At 41.7% G+C, this 17,447-nt stretch carries 16 protein-coding genes and 3 tRNA genes; 8 read left to right on the forward strand and 11 right to left on the reverse strand.

The window, feature by feature from the left end; genetic code table 11:
• Positions 1-166 precede the first annotated feature (166 nt).
• From groL to AC07E5_RS06845, 4 genes are all read right to left on the reverse strand, one after another.
• On the reverse strand, positions 167-1,801 hold the full coding sequence (gene groL / locus AC07E5_RS06830; protein ID WP_498625092.1) for a chaperonin GroEL: 1,635 nt from the start codon (positions 1,799-1,801) through the stop codon (positions 167-169).
• A 59-nt stretch (positions 1,802-1,860) separates the two neighbouring features.
• A complete protein-coding gene (locus AC07E5_RS06835; protein ID WP_004972131.1) occupies positions 1,861-2,151 on the reverse strand; it encodes a co-chaperone GroES in 291 nt (96 codons plus the stop codon).
• Positions 2,152-2,336: 185 nt separating this feature from the next.
• Positions 2,337-3,110, reverse strand: a complete 774-nt coding sequence (locus AC07E5_RS06840; RefSeq protein WP_286416596.1) for a metallophosphoesterase family protein — start codon at positions 3,108-3,110, stop codon at positions 2,337-2,339.
• Positions 3,091-4,029 carry a diacylglycerol/lipid kinase family protein gene (locus tag AC07E5_RS06845; RefSeq protein WP_498625094.1) on the reverse strand — a complete coding sequence of 313 codons (939 nt, stop codon included), beginning with the start codon at positions 4,027-4,029 and terminating at the stop codon, positions 3,091-3,093. Before AC07E5_RS06845 ends, AC07E5_RS06840 begins: the two co-directional genes overlap by 20 nt.
• Positions 4,030-4,446: 417 nt before the next feature.
• Here AC07E5_RS06845 and AC07E5_RS06850 point away from each other — a divergent pair, with 417 nt between their 5' ends.
• Positions 4,447-6,276 (forward strand): phosphoenolpyruvate carboxykinase (GTP), encoded by a 1,830-nt coding sequence (locus tag AC07E5_RS06850; RefSeq protein ID WP_096900993.1) that lies wholly within the window; start codon positions 4,447-4,449, stop codon positions 6,274-6,276.
• Between the two features lie 293 nt (positions 6,277-6,569).
• Entirely contained in the window at positions 6,570-7,004 is a 435-nt protein-coding gene (locus tag AC07E5_RS06855) for a hypothetical protein (RefSeq protein WP_131260784.1), read from the forward strand.
• A gap of 39 nt (positions 7,005-7,043) precedes the next feature.
• Here the strand turns inward: AC07E5_RS06855 and AC07E5_RS06860 are convergent, their stop codons facing one another.
• The gene (locus AC07E5_RS06860; protein ID WP_004972140.1) at positions 7,044-7,712 is read right to left on the reverse strand and encodes a class I SAM-dependent methyltransferase; all 669 of its coding nucleotides are present in this window, start codon (positions 7,710-7,712) and stop codon (positions 7,044-7,046) included.
• A 270-nt stretch (positions 7,713-7,982) separates the two neighbouring features.
• Complete coding sequence (folD, locus tag AC07E5_RS06865; protein ID WP_004972142.1) at positions 7,983-8,831, reverse strand: bifunctional methylenetetrahydrofolate dehydrogenase/methenyltetrahydrofolate cyclohydrolase FolD; 849 nt, start codon at positions 8,829-8,831, stop codon at positions 7,983-7,985.
• A gap of 152 nt (positions 8,832-8,983) precedes the next feature.
• On the opposite strand from folD, the gene AC07E5_RS06870 reads away from it, so the two are divergent.
• The 3 genes from AC07E5_RS06870 to AC07E5_RS06880 all read left to right on the forward strand — a co-directional run bounded on the left by AC07E5_RS06870 (position 8,984) and on the right by AC07E5_RS06880 (position 9,999).
• Positions 8,984-9,057, forward strand: a tRNA-Cys gene (locus AC07E5_RS06870).
• A 15-nt stretch (positions 9,058-9,072) separates the two neighbouring features.
• Positions 9,073-9,158: transfer RNA gene (locus AC07E5_RS06875), tRNA-Leu, on the forward strand.
• Positions 9,159-9,267: 109 nt separating this feature from the next.
• A complete protein-coding gene (locus AC07E5_RS06880; protein ID WP_498625095.1) occupies positions 9,268-9,999 on the forward strand; it encodes a hypothetical protein in 732 nt (243 codons plus the stop codon).
• A gap of 73 nt (positions 10,000-10,072) precedes the next feature.
• On the opposite strand, the gene AC07E5_RS06885 is transcribed toward AC07E5_RS06880, so the two are convergent.
• Positions 10,073-11,845 (reverse strand): alkaline phosphatase D family protein, encoded by a 1,773-nt coding sequence (locus AC07E5_RS06885; RefSeq protein WP_498625097.1) that lies wholly within the window; start codon positions 11,843-11,845, stop codon positions 10,073-10,075.
• Positions 11,846-12,054: 209 nt separating this feature from the next.
• Between AC07E5_RS06885 and AC07E5_RS06890 the strand changes: the two genes are divergently transcribed.
• Positions 12,055-12,140, forward strand: a tRNA-Leu gene (locus AC07E5_RS06890).
• A gap of 119 nt (positions 12,141-12,259) precedes the next feature.
• Positions 12,260-12,685 (forward strand): hypothetical protein, encoded by a 426-nt coding sequence (locus AC07E5_RS06895; protein WP_167845853.1) that lies wholly within the window; start codon positions 12,260-12,262, stop codon positions 12,683-12,685.
• Between the two features lie 25 nt (positions 12,686-12,710).
• Here AC07E5_RS06895 and AC07E5_RS06900 read toward each other — a convergent pair whose 3' ends face one another.
• From AC07E5_RS06900 to rlmE, 4 genes are all read right to left on the reverse strand, one after another.
• On the reverse strand, positions 12,711-13,025 hold the full coding sequence (locus AC07E5_RS06900; RefSeq protein WP_131260668.1) for a DUF5713 family protein: 315 nt from the start codon (positions 13,023-13,025) through the stop codon (positions 12,711-12,713).
• 90 nt (positions 13,026-13,115) lie between these two features.
• Complete coding sequence (folP, locus tag AC07E5_RS06905; protein ID WP_498625098.1) at positions 13,116-13,970, reverse strand: dihydropteroate synthase; 855 nt, start codon at positions 13,968-13,970, stop codon at positions 13,116-13,118.
• A gap of 178 nt (positions 13,971-14,148) precedes the next feature.
• Positions 14,149-16,038: an ATP-dependent zinc metalloprotease FtsH gene (gene ftsH, locus AC07E5_RS06910; protein ID WP_004972155.1), complete on the reverse strand. Its 1,890-nt coding sequence runs from the start codon at positions 16,036-16,038 to the stop codon at positions 14,149-14,151.
• A 136-nt stretch (positions 16,039-16,174) separates the two neighbouring features.
• On the reverse strand, positions 16,175-16,825 hold the full coding sequence (gene rlmE / locus AC07E5_RS06915) for a 23S rRNA (uridine(2552)-2'-O)-methyltransferase RlmE (protein WP_498625100.1): 651 nt from the start codon (positions 16,823-16,825) through the stop codon (positions 16,175-16,177).
• Positions 16,826-17,122: 297 nt separating this feature from the next.
• On the opposite strand from rlmE, the gene yhbY reads away from it, so the two are divergent.
• Positions 17,123-17,446 carry a ribosome assembly RNA-binding protein YhbY gene (gene yhbY, locus AC07E5_RS06920; RefSeq protein WP_168418845.1) on the forward strand — a complete coding sequence of 108 codons (324 nt, stop codon included), beginning with the start codon at positions 17,123-17,125 and terminating at the stop codon, positions 17,444-17,446.
• Position 17,447 lies beyond the last annotated feature (1 nt).

Genomic DNA, 17,447 nt, shown 5'->3' on the forward strand with positions numbered 1-17,447 from the left:
AAAAAAAAGGAGTTTAGATACATATTACACATTTAATGTGTAAATAAAAAATAGCTAGGTGATTTTGTCTTTTCATGTGTGCAATCTCTACATTACAAAAACTGCGCCATAAAAAAAACCCCGTATCTGACGATACGAGGTTTTTGAAGTTTGGGTACGCTGAGGTTTACATCATACCGCCCATACCACCCATGCCACCCATATCTGGCATTGCTGGCTTGTCTTCTGGAATTTCAGTAATCATACATTCTGTTGTTAACATCAGGCCAGCAACAGACGCTGCATGCTCAAGTGCAGAACGAGTTACTTTTGCAGGGTCAAGAATACCCATTTCCAACATGTCGCCATATTCACCAGTCGCAGCATTATAACCATAGTTACCTTCACCGTTCTTCACAGCATTGATTACTACAGATGGCTCATCACCAGCATTGGCTACGATTTGACGAAGCGGAGCTTCGATTGCACGACGAAGAATGTTGATACCTACGTTTTGGTCATCGTTAGCACCAGTCAGACCATCAAGTGCAGATGCAGCACGCACCAGTGCAACACCACCACCTGCAACAACACCTTCTTCAACCGCAGCGCGAGTTGCGTGAAGCGCATCATCCACACGGTCTTTCTTCTCTTTCATTTCAACTTCAGTTGCAGCACCAATTTTGATGACTGCAACACCGCCTGCTAATTTAGCAACGCGTTCTTGAAGTTTTTCTTTGTCGTATTCTGAAGTAGATTCTTCGATTTGCGCACGGATTTGCTGAACACGCTCAGCAATTTGACCTGCATTGCCCGCACCATCCACAATCACAGTGTTTTCTTTAGATACCGTTACTTTATGTGCAGTACCTAAGTGTTCAAGTGAAGTTTGATCTAACTGCATACCAATTTCTTCAGAAATCACAGTACCGCCAGTCAGGATCGCGATATCTTGAAGCATTGCTTTACGACGGTCACCGAAGCCAGGAGCTTTAACAGCACATACTTTGATAATGCCGCGCATGTTGTTTACAACAAGAGTTGCCAACGCTTCGCCTTCAACATCTTCAGCGATGATCAGAAGAGGCTTACCTGTTTTTGCAACCGCTTCTAGGACAGTAATCAGTTCACGAATGTTGCTGATTTTTTTATCAACAAGAAGAATGAACGGGTTTTCAAGTTCTGCAGTCAAAGTATCTTGTTTGTTCGCGAAGTATGGCGAGATATAACCGCGGTCAAACTGCATACCTTCTACAACGTCAAGCGCGTCTTCAAAGCCTGAACCTTCTTCAACAGTGATTACGCCTTCTTTACCAACGCGTTCCATTGCTTCTGCAATTAACTTGCCCACAGTCGTGTCCGAGTTTGCAGAAATAGAACCTACTTGCTCAATCGCTTTCGTGTCAGAAGCAGGTTTAGCCGTTGCTCTAATGTCTGCAACGACTGCCTTTACAGCAAGGTCGATACCACGTTTCAAATCCATTGGGTTCATGCCCGCAGTTACAGATTTGATGCCTTCATTTAAAATGGCTTGTGCAAGTACTGTTGCAGTGGTCGTACCGTCACCTGCGATATCATTGGTTTTGCTAGACACTTCACGTACAAGCTGAGCACCCATGTTCTCAAACTTGTCTTTCAAGGTGATTTCTTTCGCAACAGATACACCATCTTTAGTGATGTGCGGCGCACCGAAAGAACGGTCAATCACTACGTTACGACCTTTAGGGCCTAAAGTTACTTTAACTGCGTCTGCAAGTACGTTTACACCTGCGATCATTTTTGTGCGAGCTGAATCACCAAATTTTACGTCTTTAGCTGACATGTTTAACTCCAAATATTTTTAAATAATGTTCAAATTTGCTTTGAATATGAGTTCTGAACTTAGCCTTCAAGTACCGCTAAAATATCAGACTCTTTCATAATTAGAAGTTCTTCACCGTCTACTTTAACTGTGGTGCCTGCATACGTACCAAACAAGACTTTGTCGCCCACTTTTACGTCTAAAGCGCGTACGCCATTGTCTGTAATTTGACCATTCCCTACTGCAATCACTTCACCTTGGGCTGGTTTTTCTGCAGCAGAACCTGGAAGCAAGATACCGCCAGCTGTTTTTGTTTCTTCTTCAACACGACGAATAACTACGCGGTCATGTAATGGACGAATGTTGCTCATAAATAACTCCATCAGACTAAGTCTATGTATAGATTCCTGATGACGACTTATTTATTCCATGTGTCATCATCAAAATAAATTTTAGATGACACAGTTGTGGGGATGGAAAAATTCGCTTCAAGGGGAAACGCTAAAAATATTTCAGTTTTTGTTGTTTTTTTAGACAAGTTGAGGGGTTCAACCTTTTATTCTGCGTTTTGCTGCCACAACACGAATTGTTTTTGTCCTACATCAAAGATGTAATGCTGCACATCACCATTATTGCAGACTATATTTAAGCTATTCGGCATACCTTGATGCAAACGCTGTGAAATTGCAGTTCCGGCATGAATATCGAGCACAGGATGTGCTGCACCAAGTGCATAGATTTGATTGAGGTCATATACAGCAGGCTGGTGTAAATGACCATGTAGCAAGGCATGCAAGCCGTTTTTACTCCATTGCTCCAACGCAATACGTCCCAACACAGGACAATCTTTAATACCGTGCACATTATCGGGCGGTGTATAGAACGGCTGATGCGCCACCAAAATTTTTAACTTATTGCTGGGCGCAGCTTGCAATAAGGCGTCGATCTCCTGAATTTGATTCAAAGAAATATGCCCACGGGTATGAAAACGTCGCCGAATACTGTTCACCCCTATCACATAAAAATGGGCGGTTTCCAAAATTGTTTCCATACGCCCAAAAAACAACTGATACCGTGCAAACGGACTAAAAAAACGATTCCAAAGATGGTATAGCGGAATATCGTGATTTCCTGGCACAACTAAATACGGTAAATTCAAACTGTCTAAAAAATGCTTACAGGCATAAAACTGTGCGTAGCGTGCACGTTGGGTTAAATCTCCACTGACCACGACCGCTTCAGGTCGCATATTTACACACAGTTGTTGCACTGCCTGCATACAAACCACATTTTCAGTGCCAAAGTGCAAATCAGACAGATGCAGCAGCATGCGGCACCATAATCTTCAATGCATTTTTCAATACAGATATACGCAGCGGCGGACGCATTTTGACAATTTCTCCATCAAGCGCCACGGTCAGTTGTTGGCGTTTACTATGAATGACCACCTGCTCTGCTGCAAAACTATACATATCATTGGCTTGCTCAGCCTTCCCCTGAATTAATTGCCACAGAATTTTAAATAAAGTCAATTTATCGGACTTTGCCACGGTAACACCTGCGACTTTGCCTGCTGCAGCAGCTTTGGCAATACGTAAATTCATTTCAGACAGTTGTAATTGATTATTCCCAAAGAAAATGAGCGGCGTTTTCAGCGGATAGCGCTTTGTATCGACCTCTATTTCTAATTTTAATTCTTTACGGTCACGCAGCAGTACATCTAAAGCCGAGGTATAGGCATGTAAAGGAAAGCGTCCTAAATAACGGTTATAACGCTCACGTTTTTGAATAAATAAAGGGTATAAACCCAAACTGGCATTATTTAAATAGATGTGTTGATTGATTTGTGCCACATGCACAGCACGCGTACTGCCAGTTGCGATCACATGTGCTGCTTCAATTAAATCTAACGGAATATTCAGTAAGCGCGCCACATAATTAAACGTGCCCAAAGGCAAAATACCCATGGGGATAGATGTCCCTTTTAACTTTGCAGCAACCGCATTTAAAGTACCATCTCCACCCGCTGCAACCACAACACCGCTTAACTGCGCTGCTTGATGCCGTGCTAACACCTGTTGCATCAGTTGATCAAAATTGGCGATTTCACCCATTTCAAACAATTGGATTTCAAAACCATGCTGTGACAAAACATGCAACAGTTCTTCATAGACACCTTCTTGCTGTGTGGCATGAAATCCTGATTTTTGATTATAAATAAGAGATAAAGGCTGTAATGTTGTCGACATTTTCTTCAATCATTTTAAAGCTTTTGCTCTAATTTCAACCAATTGATGCAGAATGAAAAGCAGCTTTATGTAAAAATCGAATGACGACCATTCATTAAATCAATAATCATTCTTTATAAAATTTAAGATATAAGTACATGTTTTAATTAAAAATAATTAAAATAAATAATGCCCATAATTTTTTTAAATAATGATAAATGGAACACAAAAAAGTTGTAAGCCCATGTTTCATATATGTTATTCATTATTTATATGGGTATTTTTCACATAAAGCTAAATCAAGCCTATGTCTTATTTTTTTTATGTTTTTGTGCTTTAATACAGCCACTTTTTTTTCATATTTCATCTGAACCATGTACCCCATCGTTCAGATTGTACTTTGTACACGATTTGTACACATTTAAGATAGGCCTCACCATGACCCAAGTGAACGCACCAGAATTCGTTCGTCACCCTAAGCTTATTGCATGGGTTGAAGAAATTGCAAAGTTAACGAAACCAGCAAAAATTGAATGGTGTGACGGTAGCGCAGAAGAATATCAACGTCTAATCGACTTGATGATCGCTAACGGCACCATGCAAGCATTAAACCAAGAAAAACACCCTGGTTCGTACCTTGCAAATTCAGATCCTTCTGACGTTGCTCGTGTTGAAGACCGTACTTACATCTGCTCTGAAAACAAAGAAGATGCTGGTGCGACGAACAACTGGGAAGCGCCAGCTGAAATGCGCGCTAAATTAAACGGTTTATTCGACGGTTCAATGGCTGGTCGTACCATGTATGTGGTTCCATTCTCTATGGGCCCATTAGGTAGCCACATTGCTCACATCGGTATTGAATTAACTGACTCTCCTTATGTTGCTGTCAGCATGTCTAAAATGGCTCGTATGGGTAAAGCTGTTTATGACGTATTGGGCACAGATGGCGAATTTGTTCCTTGCGTACACACTGTGGGCGCACCATTGGCTGAAGGCGAAAAAGACGTTGCTTGGCCATGTAACAAAGAAAAATACATTGTACATTATCCAGAAACTCGTGAAATCTGGTCGTATGGTTCTGGTTACGGCGGTAACGCATTATTGGGTAAAAAATGCTTAGCGCTTCGTATTGCTTCTGCAATGGGTCGTGAACAAGGCTGGTTAGCAGAACACATGCTAATTTTAGGCGTGACCAACCCACAAGGCGAAAAACACTACATCGCTGCAGCATTCCCTTCTGCATGTGGTAAAACCAACTTTGCGATGTTAATTCCACCTGCAGGTTACGAAGGCTGGAAAATTGAAACTGTAGGTGACGATATTGCTTGGATCAAACCAGGTGAAGATGGTCGCTTATATGCAATTAACCCTGAAGCTGGTTTCTTCGGTGTTGCTCCTGGTACAAACACCAAGACTAACCCGAACTGTATGGCAACTCTGCACAAAGACGTGATTTATACCAACGTTGCTGTGACTGACAACGGCGAAGTATGGTGGGAAGGTCTATCTAAAGAAGTTCCTGCAAACCTAACCAACTGGAAAGGTCAACCACACACTGGCGCAGAAAAAGCAGCTCATCCAAATGCGCGCTTCACTGTTGCAGCAGGTCAATGCCCTTCTATCGATGCTGACTGGGAAAATCCAGCAGGTGTTCCAATTTCAGCGTTCATCTTCGGTGGTCGTCGTGCAGACACAGTGCCTCTAATTTCAGAAGCATTTGACTGGGTAGATGGCGTATATAAAGCAGCAACGATGGGTTCTGAAACGACTGCAGCAGCCGTTGGTCAACAAGGTATTGTACGCCGTGACCCATTTGCAATGCTTCCGTTTGCTGGTTACAACATGGCAGACTACTTCTCTCACTGGTTAGAGATGGGTGAGCAAGTTGGCGAGAAAGCAAAAGCTGCAGGCAACAAATTACCAGGTATCTACAATGTAAACTGGTTCCGTCGTGATGCAGAAGGCAACTTCGTATGGCCTGGTTTTGGTCAAAACATGCGTGTGCTTGAGTGGATCATTGATCGTTGCGAAGGTCGTGCAGAAGCTGTTGAAACTCCAATTGGTTTCGTTCCAAAGTATGAGCAATTGAACTGGACTGGTTTAGATTTCTCTAAAGAGCAATTTGAAACTGTAACAGCGCAAGACAAAGAACAATGGATCAAAGAGTTAGAAAGCCACACTGAGTTATTCAACAAACTTGGTGAGCGCTTACCTGCTGCATTGAAAGCACGTCAAGCTGCTTTACTTGAAGCGGTTAAGTCTGCGTAATTCAACGCTGATGACTAAAAAAAGGTCACTTCGGTGACCTTTTTTATTGCCCTAATATTTTATGTGTTAAAAGCACCGAAATCCGCTCTTCAACAATCCCACCTGATGTGTAAATACTAAATAATACGAAGATTCAAGGTAAAAACATGACATCACAAGCACACGCTTATCAGCTCAAATATAGACAGCCTGCTACACCGCCAACAAAGCCATGCTTTGTCCTCTCAGCTATGGCATACTTAAAACAAGAATGAAATGACATCAAAACATGAGACATGATCATGAATAAAACCATGAAGAATACAATGATTATTTTGGCTATGACGGGACTTGGGTTAGGTTTATCCGCTTGTCAAAGTTTGCCTGAGCAAAACGAGAATAGTTTTATTGGCTATAAAGTCGAAAGCAAAACTGATCGCAACGCAGTATTAGCCTACACTCTTGCAGGACGTCAAAACCAACAGCGCGATGAAAGTAAATTACAGCGTGCCTGCCAAAAAGAACTTGGTGCGCATAAAACTTATCAATTGCGGATTTTAAGTATTAATGAAGTGGTGAATCCTGCAGCCAACCAACAAGACCCGTATGGTCGCCAACTTGGGCAAAGCCGCACCTCTATTGGCTTATCGAACACACCTGAGCTACATAGCAGTGAAAACTATGCTACACGTCAGGCCTTAGATGCTCGCCCAAGCACACTGCGCATTGTGCGTTATAGCTGCAATTAATTCGCGCCACAAAACTGGCTTCCTATAAGACGTGATGAGTTATCGCGTCTTATAAAAACTCACATTACGGAACTCTTTGGCTTCATCCAAATCTGGCCATGTGGTCGCGCTGCGTTCATCTATTTTTATATATTGTGGATGACTAAAGTTTTTCACTCGGCTGTCTGCCACCCAAACTTCTGGGGCGAACTTTAAGAACTCATCTAAAAAAAAGCGATTGCATTGATCATAAAGTACATCGGCAGCCAACAATACATCCACTTGTTCTGCTTTGTATAGATCATCTAAATATTCAAGCACCACATCATTCAATTCAGCATTGGCTCGACAGGCTGCAAGGCTAATGGGGTCAATATCACAACAAATTACCCGTTTGGCACCTGCCATTTTTGCAGCAATCGCCACCACGCCCGAACCTGCACCAAAGTCTAAAACGACTTTATTTTTTACTTGCTGCGGTTCTGCCAATAACCATTGCGCCATTGCAAGTCCTGAAGCCCAACAGAAAATCCAGTACGGCGTATCATTCCAAATACGACGAATCACTTCATCATCTAGCTTGTCGGTAGGAAATACTGGTGGAATAAGCCAAAGTGAAATAGGCGTTTCAGGCAATTGCTGTGCCAGTAATTCACAATTTGGAATTACATCATGTAAAGCATCTAAAAGATGTTCAGGGGCTTTAGGAAATTGAAAGGTACAGCTCATTGGATTTTTATTCGTTCTAATTTAAAAAGTTCCCTCTGCTTTTTTAAAGGAGAGGGAGCATTCATTATTTTTACAATGAATTCCCCACTCTTTTTTAGGAGAGTTAGGGAGAGAATTTTTAAGCCCTCACCCCAGCCTTCTCCCTGAGCCGTATACGGCGCAAGAGAAGGAGCATCCATTATTTTCACAATGAATTTCCCCTCTCCTGAGCAAAATTTAAAGCACTGCTTTTAAATTGAAGCGCAAGAGAGGGTTAGGGAGAGGTCTTCATCAACCTAACGCTTTCTCAGCCGCTTCAACCGTTTGACGAATCAAAGTTGTAATCGTCATTGGACCAACGCCACCTGGTACAGGCGTATATGCAGAAGCAATCTCTTCAATGCCTTGCAATTGGATATCTCCAACACCACCGCCATCACGTGGATGGAAGCCTGCATCAACAACCACAGCGCCTGGTTTGATCCAGTCTTTTTGAATCAATTCAGCTTTACCAACCGCACCAACAATAATGTCCGCTTGTTTCACAAAACTTGCAAGATCTTGGGTACGTGAATGGCAAATGGTTACTGTTGCATTGGCTTCAAGAAGCATCGCAGCCATTGGTTTACCTAAAATTGCCGAACGCCCCACAACAACGGCATGTTTGCCTGCAATTTCAATGTTTTTTTCTTTAAGAATGGTCATAATGCCTGCAGGTGTTGCAGAACCATATGCAGCTTCGCCCATTGCCATACGACCATAACCTAAACAGGTCACACCATCTACGTCTTTTGCAAGTGAAATCGCATCAAAACAAGCACGCTCATCAATTTGCGCAGGAACTGGGTGTTGCAACAAAATACCATGCACATCAGGATTGGCATTCAATTTTTCAATTTCTGCCAATAATTGTTCAGTGGTGGTTTCTGTTGGCAATTCTACTTTTAAAGAATCCATGCCCACACGACGGCAAGCATTGCCCTTCATGCGTACATAAGTTGCAGATGCACCGTCATCACCGACCAAAATAGTCGCTAGAATTGGGGTACGACCTGATTTTGCTTTTAACGCTTCTACACGTGTTAACAGATCAGCTTCAATTTGTTTTGCCAATGCACGACCGTCTAAAATTAATGCCACGGCACATCTCCAAATGTTGATATGAATCAATTTTGCAAATAATACATGATTATTTAGACTATTTTATTCTATATGTCGAATTAATGTGCATCTGCTCATTTAATAGTATTGTTTTTTTTTCAGAGCTTGCTAATATACGCATCACAAGACGCGGCGGGGTGGCAGAGTGGTCATGCAGCGGACTGCAACTCCGTGGACGCCGGTTCGATTCCGACCTCCGCCTCCAATCTTGTAAAACTATGCCCGAGTGGTGAAATCGGTAGACACAGGGGATTTAAAATCCCCCGCCCTCAAAGCGTGCCAGTTCGAGTCTGGCCTCGGGCACCATTTTAAAATAGATTAAAATGGTGCAAATAAAGAACCCAGCATTAAGCTGGTTTTTTTATGCCTAAATTTTAGGTTTTCCCCTCTTTATTCAATATTCAATGATGCCTCTATGAACCCTAAACAAGCGCTTCTTGATTTGCAGCAATTGCAACAACAATACCCTGCTGCATTTAAAAGAAATATTTTGTTTTATGGTTTTATTCAAAGCAAAGGCATGCTGGATGATTGGAAAGAAATGATTCCATGGGTCTTGGCCTGCCTGATTTTTATTCCTATTTCAATCAGTCTGGCGCACGGGATTCAAAACTTTGCACCGCAGTACGATGCCTTTCAAGCCAAGGCATTGGCGATTTTAGCCATCATGTTAGGTTTTATGCTGCTTCTACCTTATGTGTTGTATCAAATTAAACACAGTTCGGCATCGTGGTATCAACTACAGCAACATGCCACCATAAAAATAGCAGTATTGATTCTGCTACAAGCGGTAAATTTCGCCTATTTTCAGAGTGCAATTCTGCAAGGGATTTTATTCTTTTTCTGCATCAGTTTTGGTTTTGTACGTTTCTATAAAGAGAATATGTTCCGTGACCACATAAGCCTTGAACAAAAATATTGTTTAACCCAGATTCGTCGTGCTGCTTACTGGTCGTATCGTCAGGCTGCTAAAATTCAATTCCGCTTATATTTCACTAATAAAAATAGCCCCCGCTTTACACAACTCACTCAGCAATATCAGCACGCACTTGAGTTACATCAACAGATTATGCAGGCTGAGCAAGCCTTATGTAAAAGTATTAAATACATTGATTTAGACAGTTATATTCAAGATAAACTGGATTAAAAATCATCTCTTTCATCCAACTTATCTATAAAAAAACCGAGCAAATTGAGCTCGGTTTTTAGAACATATAAATTTAGGCCGATTTTGCAACATCGATGATTGGATTCAATTGAACATCGTAGGTCATTTGATGACTACGTGTTGAATCTATTTTATATTCACGTGCCTTCACCGTATCCACAAACTTCCAATCGGCAACCACTTGCGCACGATCAAAAGTCACCGTTAAATAACCACGCTGATTTAAGTTGCAATAATCCAACTCATCAATCAGCAATTTAAAGGCATTCTCTAACTCTACCATTTCCGCTGCAGGCACATTTAAGTAATACTCAATTCCTGGCGATGATACGGAACTGGTCGCAAGCTCTACCCCAACCACATGATTGCTATTTTGTGGATGTAAACTGGATGCCCAAGCATTATGCGTATCACCCGCCAACACTACCGCTTTTTTGCCTAACTGTTGCAAGGTACCATACACAACTTCGCGCTCGTAGGCATAACCATCCCAGGCATCGAGGTTATAAGGTGCAACCGCATACAAACGTGCCTTATCTACTGCTGTCAAAGTTGGATCATTCGCTTTTAAACGCAATTTCAGCGTGACCAATTCTGTAATTTTCTGCTTCATTTGTGCAAGTGTTTCAGGTTGCTGATCACCATTGGTGATTTTCGCTAAAGGCAATAACAGTTCTTGTGGAATCAGCATTTTCGCCATCAACACTTGTTGGCCCAACACATTCCATTTTGCAGTAGACTGCATCAATTGCACTTGTAACCATTGCAGTTGTTTTACGCCCAATAAACTACGGCTATTGCTGCTTAAATCAGCCATAAATCGGACAGCATCCATACCTGTTGCCGTCATATAGTTAGCATAATCTAATTGCTTATGACGCGCCAAAATACGCGTATCCAGCATCATCAAATTCACCAAACCACCAAAATCAAACTGGCGATAAATATTCAAATGATCATTTTCTGCAACTGGACGAATTGGCATCCACTCGAAATAAGCCTGTAATGCCGCAATTTTACGTTCTATAAAGCTGCCTTCACCTTCTTGATGATTATCTGCACCCGCTTCCCAAGTATCATTACTGAGTTCATGGTCATCCCAAATGACAATAAATGGATGGCGTTGGTGAGCAGTCTGCAAATCAGCATCGGTACGATATAAAGCATAACGTTTACGATAATCATCTAACTTGATAATTTCTTTATCATTGTCTGCAGCAAAGGTACGTCCTAACTGTTTTGCATCGTCAGTCGCGTAGCCACCTTGTCCATATTCATAAATATAATCACCCAAGTGAATAATCACATCCAGATTGCTTTCCTGTGCCATTTCTTTATACACATGAAAATAACCTGCGGGATAGTTCGAGCAAGAACAGACCGCAAATTTCACCTGATCGCTGCGTTGTGGCAAGGTTTTGGTCTGTCCTATAGCAGAAACCGTATTACCAAAGCGGAAACGGTAATAATATTTAGTCCCTGTCTGCAAACGATCTGCATCGACCTTTACAGTAAAATCTTGCGCTGCACTGGTTTGTACTTTGCCTGTGTTTACTAATTGCTTAAACACCTCATCGCTAGCAATTTCCCAAACCACTTCAATGCGCGCTGCTGTATCACTTGGCGTTACACGTGTCCATAAAATGATACGATCATGCAGCGGATCACCACTGGCGACACCATGCAAAAACTGCACTTTTAAAGCATTTTCTACTGTATTTTCATTGTCATCGCCACATGCAGTTAATGCGACTGGCAATGACAACGCCCCAAAACCAGCCAAACTTTTTTGAATCAGCTCTCGGCGAGTTAAGCGAATGTTCATGAATATTCCTTTTATTTTTCTTGAGCGCTCAACATAGAAATTTATGATTTCGCTTTGATCTCAAATTCATGAAATATTGATGACAAACAGCAGAAATATACTGCAAACCGAACTTTTTTCAAGCTAATAAGTTGAATTGATTGAAAAGAAAGCAATTGTAAATAAATTTACTTGCCAAGATTTATTTCGTCCTCTATTATTGCGCACATGCCCGAGTGGTGAAATCGGTAGACACAGGGGATTTAAAATCCCCCGCCCTCAAAGCGTGCCAGTTCGAGTCTGGCCTCGGGCACCATTTTAATGAATCAAATCATTCAAATGGTGCAAATAAAGAACTCCAGCATTAAGCTGGTTTTTTTATGCCTAAAAAATATAATATTGAAAACGATAACACTTATGTGCCGATGATTTGAAATGTCTCTACAACGCTTTATCTTCTCTTTCAAATGGGTGATCTGTTTATGCTGCTTGCTCAGTTTTGCAAGCCATGCACAAAATCCCAGCCTTGAGTCAGCAACCGAATCCGTAAACCCAATTGAAACTGATGCAGAATTTTATGATGTTTTTGCAGGAACATTGCAATATAAAAATCAAGAATTACAATTACGTCGTTGCAGCTTAGGCAACAATTTATATTTATTAAATTTCCAAAATCCTGAAGAAGAAAAGCAACTCAAAACTTTGCTGCAACAAAATACAAAGTTTTGGGTCAATTTAATTGCACAGCCGAATGAACATAATGGGCTATATACGTTGAATGTTCGGGAAATTGCAGAACTACATACACAGCAAAGTTGCCATTTGGATGATGTTTTAGATGATTTATTGAATCACCCATAAATTAAAGCTGAAAGAGAGTGACCTATCACCACTCTCTCGTTGCAATCAACTCTTCCATTTCAATCTCGAAATAGCCTTGATCTTGCAGCACCATCATCATCGCCTCAGCAATATAATCTGCTGCGGTATCGTCCAAATCTGAATCCAGATCTTCAAATTGTGGTTTCATTTTATTGATGGCTTGCACGGTCTGATCAGCAAAATGATAAATATCCGTTTCAGATAAATTGGATTTAGACACGTGTTTTGCAAACTGTTGAATCAGTTGTTTTAACTCAGCAACTAAAATATCAGGATAAAACTCATCATCAAACATCGGGAGAAGTAAATCTGCAAACATACAGGCACTCAAAAATACAGAGATTCAAGCGTGCCTATATAGCATAAGCAGGGCTTTAATTCTAGCTTCACCCAAATCTACAAACAGCGATTAATTTGCTAACAGCATTGCTTGCCAGACTTTAATGGCATCAGACATAGCCTTAACATCATGCGCACGCACCATACAAGCACCTTGCTGAATACTGAGTAAATGTGCCGCTACAGAACCAACTGCACGCTGTGTTGGCTCTGCCCCACCCAAAGCTTCACCAATAAAGCTTTTACGGGACAATGCCGATAAAATTGGATACCCCATACCATTCAGTTGATGCAACTCATTTAACAATTTCAGATTCTGTTGTGCATTTTTCGGCAAACCAAAACCTGGATCAATCATGATATTTTCAGGCTTGACCCCTACCGCCAAAGCATCAGCGACACGTTGCTGCAATTCTGCAATCACATCTGCAGTGACATCATCATATTGATCTAAATTGTTCATGGTGGTCGGTTCACCACGCATGTGCATAATAATCACGGGAATATTTAACTCAGCAGCTGTTTGCAACGCATTTGGACGGGTCAGCGCACGTACATCATTCCAGATATGCGCCCCCGCAGCTACGGCAGCACGAATCACTTCAGGCTGTGACGTATCAATCGAAAGCACCACATCATAAGCAGATAAGGCTTCTACCACAGGTACCACACGACGAATTTCTTCTTCTACACTCACAGGGCTGGCTCCCGGACGTGTTGACTCTCCGCCAATATCAATCACCGTTGCACCTTCGGTTATCATTTCCAAAGCACGCGCCACAGCAGCATCTTTTTCATTATGTCGCCCACCATCACTAAACGAGTCTGGTGTCACATTTAGAATTCCCATCACATGCGGCTGAGATAAATCTAAACGCAAACGTCCACATTGCAATACACGTTTGGGTAATGGCATTAGCTGCATGCTGGTCTTCCTTTCAATTTGAAAAGCTTATTTTAACATGGCTAATTTTAAAGATGTGGAATTCTTTTCGATGAGCGTCAACAGACCTCAATATTCCGGTCACAACTGCACATAAACCACACGAACAAAAAAAAAGAGCCTTTATACAAAGACTCTTTTTTAACATCATGTGAGCTGATTAGCTCGCTGGTAATGGTGGCGGTGTGCTTGGACCATCAGTTGGTGTTACATCAATCACAGGATTGTCTGCAATATACACTTTCGGTGGCTGTGGCTCACGACCTTCCATAATGTCGCGGATTTGGTCACGATCAATGGTTTCCCATTCCAACAATGCTTTTACCATTGCATGGGCAATATCTTGGTTATTTTCCAAAATATCGCGGGCAACTTTATATTGCTCATCAATAATACGACGAACTTCAGCATCCACTTGTTGTTGGGTTGCTTCAGAAATCGTACGGCTGCCTAAACTACCCATGAATGATTGTTGTGTATCATCTTCATAGACCATTACGCCTAACTTGTCAGACATACCGTATTTGGTCACCATCGCACGTGCTAATTTAGTCGCACGCTCAAAGTCATTCGATGCACCTGTCGACATTTGATTAATAAAGACTTCTTCTGCAATACGACCACCAAACAAGATAGACAAGTCGTTCAGCATTTTGTCTTTATAATGGCTAGTTTGGTCATGTTCAGGCAATTGCCATGTCACACCCAATGCCCAACCACGCGGCATAATCGTCACTTTATGCACAGGGTCTGTACCTGGCAGCATTTCAGCAACAATCGCATGACCTGCTTCATGATAAGCCGTTGCACGACGTTCTTCTTCACGCAGCACCATCGACTTACGTTCAGGGCCCATATACAACTTATCTTTAGCATCTTCAAAGTCGTGCATATCCACCGTATTTTTATTACGACGGGCAGCAAACAATGCAGCTTCATTCACAAGGTTCGCCAATTGCGCACCAGAGAAGCCTGGTGTACCACGTGCCAAGACTTTGACATCTACACCTGTAACTGAAGGCAGTTTTTTCAAGTGAACATTCAGAATTTGCTCACGACCTTTAATGTCTGGCAAGCCAACCATTACTTGACGGTCAAAACGACCTGGACGCAATAAAGCTTTATCCAGTACATCGGCACGGTTTGTCGCAGCGATAACAATAATGCCTTCATTGCCTTCAAAACCATCCATTTCAACAAGCATTTGGTTAAGTGTTTGCTCACGTTCATCGTGACCACCACCTGTACCTGAACCACGGTGACGACCTACCGCATCAATCTCATCAATAAAGATGATACATGGTGCATGGCGTTTAGCTTGCTCAAACATATCACGAACACGAGAAGCACCTACACCCACGAACATTTCAACGAAGTCAGAACCAGAAATGCTGAAGAAAGGAACTTTGGCTTCGCCTGCAATGGCTTTGGCCAATAAGGTTTTACCTGTACCCGGTGGACCTACCATCAACACACCTTTAGGAATAGTTGCACCTAAACGCTTGAATTTAGCAGGGTCTTTTAAGAAATCTACAATTTCAACCACTTCTTGTTTTGCTTCGTCACAACCTGCTACATCGGCAAATGTGACTTTAATTTGGTCTTCAGACAACATTTTGGCTTTAGATTTACCAAAGCTCATCGGGCCGTTTTTACCACCTGCACCGCCACCCATGTTGCGCATAAAGAACATGAATAACAAAATGATTAAAAGTACAGGGAAACTTGCGATCAATAGTTGCATTAACAAACCTTGACGTTGAGGTGCAGTACCTTCAACAACAACGTTGTTTTTAATCAGATTCGGCATCAGTTCAGGGTCTTGAACTGCTGGACGAATGCTTTCAAAGGACGAGCCGTTGACTTTTTCGCCACTAATTCTTTCGCCATCAATTGTGACTTGCTTAATTTGACCAGCATTCACCGCTGTAACGAACTCTGAATAGTTCATTGCAGTTGGCTTTTCACTGTTATTGATGTTGCTGAAAATTAGAATCAGCACACCAAGTATAATCAGCCACAATACGGCATTCTTGAAGAGATCGCTCAAAGCTTTATTCCCATATCAATCTAATTTGATCATGCCCGTTACTGGGTGACCTTTCATTCAAAAAGCTGAAAATCAGCTAGACAATTCGTTAAAAACGTACAAAATGCACAATTTTTAACGGCTTGGCAAGTAAACTTTATTTAGACGCCTTTTTACGTCCTTGTCCAATAAGGAATACTTCTTTGGAACGCGCCCGTGAAGCAGCGGGTTTTGCTGTCTTTAGAACATCAAAACTGTCCACGACCTGTTTACGAAATTCGTCAAACCCCGAACCTTGGAACACTTTGACCACAAACTGGCCATTGGGTCCCAATACACGGTTGGCAAAATCGAGCGCCAACTCGCATAAGTAAATTTGACGCGGTTGATCTACAGCTTTATTACCTGATGTATTGGGGGCCATATCAGAAATTACAACGTCTACCGTGCGTCCGTTTAAAATATTTAACAATTTTTCGAACACTTCCTCTTCACGGAAGTCACCTTGTAAAAAGGTCACATCTGGTAGTGCGTCCATTTCCAAAATATCGGAAGCAATCACCAAGCCTTTGTCGCCCACAAGTTGCCCTGCAATTTGTGACCAACTGCCTGGAGCAGCACCTAAGTCCACCACAGTCATACTGGGTTTGATCAGTTTATATTTTTCTTGAATCTCAAGTAGTTTGTATGCAGCACGTGCACGATACCCTTCTTTTTGCGCTCTTTTCACAAAGGGATCATCTAGGTGCTCTCTCATCCACGCACGACTACTTTTGGATAACTTTTGGTTGGTAATGCGTGTTGCCATAACTCTCTTAGTAACGAATAGCCATCTAAATTGCGATTGTACGTGAAAATTCACCCGCTTGCAGTAGACATCTGTATCTAAATACCAAGAACTGACCTATTTTTTCTATTAAATCCATCGCTTATTTCTGTACTGAGGCTTAAAAAAGTCACTTTGACTGTTACAGAGAAATATCACCAAGTATTCAGTTTCAATATTTCTACATGGCAGTAAGATCACAGATTATTTGCATAGAATTTACAGCGTTTCAAACTGGCTTTTGTTATACTAAGCCGTTTTTAAAATTAGGTTATCTTTATGGCGGCTCTATCTATTCAGGAACGCAAGCGTTTACGTCAAATTGGTCATGCACTCAACCCTGTAGTGATGATTGGCGGGCAAGGTTTGACTGAAAATGTGATTGAAGAAACCAACCGTGCTTTAAACGATCACGAATTGATTAAAGTCAAAATTGGCGGTGAAGACCGTGAGGTACGTGCAGCTGTGATTACTGAAATTGCAGCAGCAACAGGTTCTGAAGTGGTACAAAGCATTGGTAAAATTGTCTTACTCTACAAAAAAGCAGCCAAACAAAATGCTAAATTATCTAATTTAGTTCGCCACGCTCACTTGTCTAACTAAT

Source organism: Acinetobacter seohaensis, assembly GCF_056431365.1.